This is a genomic window from Pseudarthrobacter sp. (assembly GCF_036675385.1).
Taxonomy (GTDB): Bacteria; Actinomycetota; Actinomycetes; order Actinomycetales; family Micrococcaceae; genus Arthrobacter.
In genome coordinates this window covers 1-3,621 of the sequence record NZ_JAKFFD010000192.1, presented here as the reverse complement: position 1 = coordinate 3,621, position 3,621 = coordinate 1, and the positions used below count along the sequence as shown (strand labels likewise).

At 66.7% G+C, this 3,621-nt stretch carries 6 protein-coding genes and 1 riboswitch; of the genes, 2 read left to right on the top strand and 4 right to left on the bottom strand.

Annotated features, from left to right (window positions below):
• From V6M49_RS16340 to V6M49_RS16325, 4 genes are all read right to left on the bottom strand, one after another.
• On the bottom strand, positions 1-240 hold a 240-nt coding region (locus tag V6M49_RS16340), incomplete at its 3' end, for a DMT family transporter (protein ID WP_332762060.1).
• The gene (locus tag V6M49_RS16335; RefSeq protein ID WP_141138623.1) at positions 240-563 is read right to left on the bottom strand and encodes a DMT family transporter; all 324 of its coding nucleotides are present in this window, start codon (positions 561-563) and stop codon (positions 240-242) included. The genes V6M49_RS16335 and V6M49_RS16340, both read right to left, overlap by 1 nt.
• A gap of 9 nt (positions 564-572) precedes the next feature.
• A riboswitch (guanidine-III (ykkC-III) riboswitch) is annotated at positions 573-638 on the bottom strand.
• A gap of 72 nt (positions 639-710) precedes the next feature.
• The gene (locus V6M49_RS16330) at positions 711-1,241 is read right to left on the bottom strand and encodes a ferritin (RefSeq protein WP_332762057.1); all 531 of its coding nucleotides are present in this window, start codon (positions 1,239-1,241) and stop codon (positions 711-713) included.
• 84 nt (positions 1,242-1,325) lie between these two features.
• Positions 1,326-1,988: a HutD/Ves family protein gene (locus tag V6M49_RS16325; RefSeq protein WP_332762055.1), complete on the bottom strand. Its 663-nt coding sequence runs from the start codon at positions 1,986-1,988 to the stop codon at positions 1,326-1,328.
• 73 nt (positions 1,989-2,061) lie between these two features.
• Between V6M49_RS16325 and V6M49_RS16320 the strand changes: the two genes are divergently transcribed.
• Positions 2,062-2,901 carry an aminoglycoside phosphotransferase family protein gene (locus V6M49_RS16320; protein WP_332762054.1) on the top strand — a complete coding sequence of 280 codons (840 nt, stop codon included), beginning with the start codon at positions 2,062-2,064 and terminating at the stop codon, positions 2,899-2,901.
• Positions 2,902-2,989: 88 nt separating this feature from the next.
• Positions 2,990-3,589: a phosphoribosylanthranilate isomerase gene (locus tag V6M49_RS16315; RefSeq protein WP_141138619.1), complete on the top strand. Its 600-nt coding sequence runs from the start codon at positions 2,990-2,992 to the stop codon at positions 3,587-3,589.
• Positions 3,590-3,621: the final 32 nt, after the last annotated feature.

The window sequence follows — 3,621 nt, the reverse complement described above, 5'->3', positions numbered from 1 at the left end:
CATCGCCCAGCCCACCGTCAGGGCAGCGCCGATCCCCACCCAGACGGCGTAGGCCGTCCCGAGCGGGATGCTGCGGATGGCCAGGCCCAGGCCAATCATGCTCAGGGTGGCCGTTACGCCGAAGACCACGGTGGGCAGGGGCCGGGTGAAACCGTCGGACTGGCCCAGCGCGGTGGCCCAGACGGCTTCCAGCACGGCGGAGGTCAGCAGCATCAGCCACGCAGCGGAACGCTTATTCATTACGCCACCACCTTCAGGCCAACCACGCACGCGGCGATGCCGGTAAGCAGCAGCAGGCGCGCCGTCGTCGGACGTTCCGCCCTGGTGATGATCGCGTAGGCGGACGTCAGCACCACGCCCACGCCCACCCACACGGCGTACGCGGTGCCGGTGGGGATGGACTGCATAGCGATTGCGAGGCCGGCCATGCTGGCGAGGACGGAGACCAGAAAGAGGAGGGCGGGCGCGAGCCGGCGTCGGCCGGAGGCCTGGAATGTCCGGTGCAGGGCTGCGGCCCAGACGGCCTCCAGCGCCCCGGAAAGAATGAGGATTAACCACGACATGACAGATCCTTTGGCCAGTCTTGTCGCGTGCCGGGTACTGAACCGTCGTCCGGAGGGTCCTGTGCGGAGCCTTGTTTCCAGCATAGCAACGCCCGACGGCGGGTGGCCGGGTTGGTGGCCAACCTCACCGCCGGGGGAGGGGGACCTTTAGAGCGCGCCGCCGGCCGTTTCCGGAGCGGAGGAGTCGCGGCCCCCATTGCCCACCGTTTCGCGGGCGATGAAGTTCTCGATGTCGAACAGGTTGTCCGCGCGCTCGGCGATGTTATAGAGGGTGGTCATGGCGGCGACCTCCTCCACCTGCTCCTTGAGGAACCACAGCATAAACTGCTCGCCAAGGGCATCGTCCTCGGAACGGGCGGCGCGGAACAGGGCCTCGATCGAGGCCGTCACTTCCTTCTCCTGCTCCAGCGCCAGGGCCAGCGGCTCGGTCACGGAGGAGAAGTCGTTGCGCACGGTGGGGACGCCCGGGATGGTGAATTCAATGTCGCGGTCCAGCATGTACTGCACCATCATCATGGCGTGGTTCCGCTCCTCCACCGACTGCCGGTAGAAGTAGCGGGCCAGCTGCGGGAGGTCCTGGTTGGCGAACCAGGTGGCCACGGCAATGTACTGCTGCGAGGCCGCGAACTCGTTGCCGATCTGGGTGGACAGGAGCGCATTGAAGGGTGTGGAAGTCATAGCCAGAGTCTAGGAGGGCCGCGTTTCGCTGACCAGTGTGGGAAGGCTCAGATAACGAAGGCGAGGCTAGCCTGCAGCGCTGGATCAGGCAGTCACGCGGTCGATTGAAACCACGGCCAGGAAGCCGCGGCCCAGGATTTCGGGGGTCCCGGTATCGGAGCCGACGACGGCGTCATACCTGTTGAGTGCCTCGGGTTCCGTGGGGCTGGGGGCAGCATCGTCGGCGTCGGCGTCGGCGTCGGCTTCTGCGGCGGCAGCGGTTCCCGCGGCTTCCGCGCTGACGCTGAGGTTGCCCGCGCTGACGGTGGCCTGGCCCTGCAGCAGCACAGCAAGCTGGCCCTCAAAAACCGGGTGCGCGCGCTTTTTGGAGAGCTCGATGATGGACGTGAAGCCCTTGAACGACCCCGTCCGGGTGATGACGTTCAGGTCGCGGATGTCCCCGGTGGGCAGGGCACCGTGCGCGGCAGCTTCGCCGGAGAACCTGAACGGCCGGTACTTTTCCAGCGGGTGCTCGGCGCCATCCACCGTGAGAAGGAGCAGCTCGCCGTCGATCACGGTCAGCACACGTTCCATGCCCGGGAACGCCGAGAAATCCCCGGCCTTGCTGACATCGGCGATGCTGACCCGCCAGTCCCAGGCGCCGTCCTGCGAAGAGGCGGCCTTCGGGTGGCTGGCAAGCTCCCGGGTCACCCCGCCGCCGTTGCGCCACGGTTCGGACCTGAGTTCTGCGAAGCGGATGATCTCCATCGGACCAGCCTAGTTCGTTTGGGCGCCCTCTCCAGTGTTTGGGCGACCCCGCCACGCGTGGCATGCTGGGCGAATGCGCCAGGGGATCACCGAGGAACAGAGCCGGCTGCTGACGTCCTGGCTCGGGGGATTCAGCGTGGTGAAGGACTACTCGTGGCCCCTGCAGGACACGAACGTCCTCCACGTTGCCACGCCGTCGGGCGACGAATTCATCGTCAAGGCGAGCACCACAAGCCACCATATCCACCGCGAGATCGCCGCCCACACCGGCGGGTTTGAAGGGCTTCACGGGCGGATTCCGGCGTTACGGCATGCCTCGGCGGATGCCGGGATCCTGGTGACGGAATTCCTGCCGGGAACGTTGGTGCAGGGGACGCCGGCCGAGGACGATCCGGAAACGTACCGCCAGGCCGGGGCACTGCTGGCGAGGATTCACCGGCCCGCCGGTGTCTCGTCCACCTATGCAACAGCCCTCACGGCCAAGACCCGTGCGTGGATGGACCGTGCCCACGGGCTGCTGCCCGAATCGCAGCTCGACAGCTTTGAACAGGCGCTCCATGAACTGCGGCCGGGCGTGGCGCTGCTGGTGGCAACGCACGGCGATTACCAGCCGAGGAACTGGCTGCAGGACAACGGGCAGGTCAAGGTCATCGACTTTGGCCGTGCCGAACCGCGTCCGTGGGTGCACGACCTGGTGCGGCTCAGCCACCAGCGGTTCGTCCACCGGCCCGATCTGGCGGATGCGTTCCAGGCGGGCCTGGGCAAAACGGTGGGCCCGGCGGAGGCTGACCTGTGGCGGCTGGAGAACCTGAACCAGGCCATCGGCACGGTGGTATGGGCCAACCAGCTGGGCGACGCCGCCTTCGAACAGACCGGCCGCACCATGGTGGAGCGTATGCTCTCCGGCTTCTGAAATGGAACCGGCCAACATCGGCGCCGCGGGTACTTGCCTGTTAGTCTCCTCCCGGGGGACTATGCGTAGACAGCCTGAAGGAGCCGGAATGTTCGTCAAAGTGTGTGGACTCAGTACGCCCGAATCCGTCCGTGAAGCAGTAGACGCCGGGGCGGACGCCGTCGGCTTTGTCCTCACCGCAAGCCCGCGGGTGGTCTCGCCGTCGCAGGTTTCCACTCTTCTGGCCGATGTGCCGGATGGGGTACTTGCCATCGGCGTTTTCCGGCATGAACCGGTCGCCGATGCCATTGCCATCGCCCGTGCCGCAGGACTCGAGTGGGTCCAACTCCATGCAGACCTCACCCCGGAGGACGTCACAACAGTGCACGACGCCGGGATGAAGCTGATCAGGGCGGTCACCATGGCAGCCACTGCGGACGCGTTCGCCAACTGGGGCGAGGAAATGCTGTTGATTGATGCCGCAGTGCCCGGCTCCGGAGAGGCCTGGGACTACGCCTCCATGGTGGATGTGACGGCGCTCCAGGACCGCAAGTGGCTGCTGGCCGGCGGACTGAACCAGGACACCGTGGCGCACGCCACCGCCGCCTCAGGTGCGTGGGGCGTGGACGTCAGCTCCGGCGTCGAGGTTTCCCGTGGCGTCAAGGACCTGGCGAAGATCCGCGCCTTCGTGAAGGCCGCCAAGGGCTGAGGCCCGGTCCAGGTTTCTGGGTCCAAGTTCCA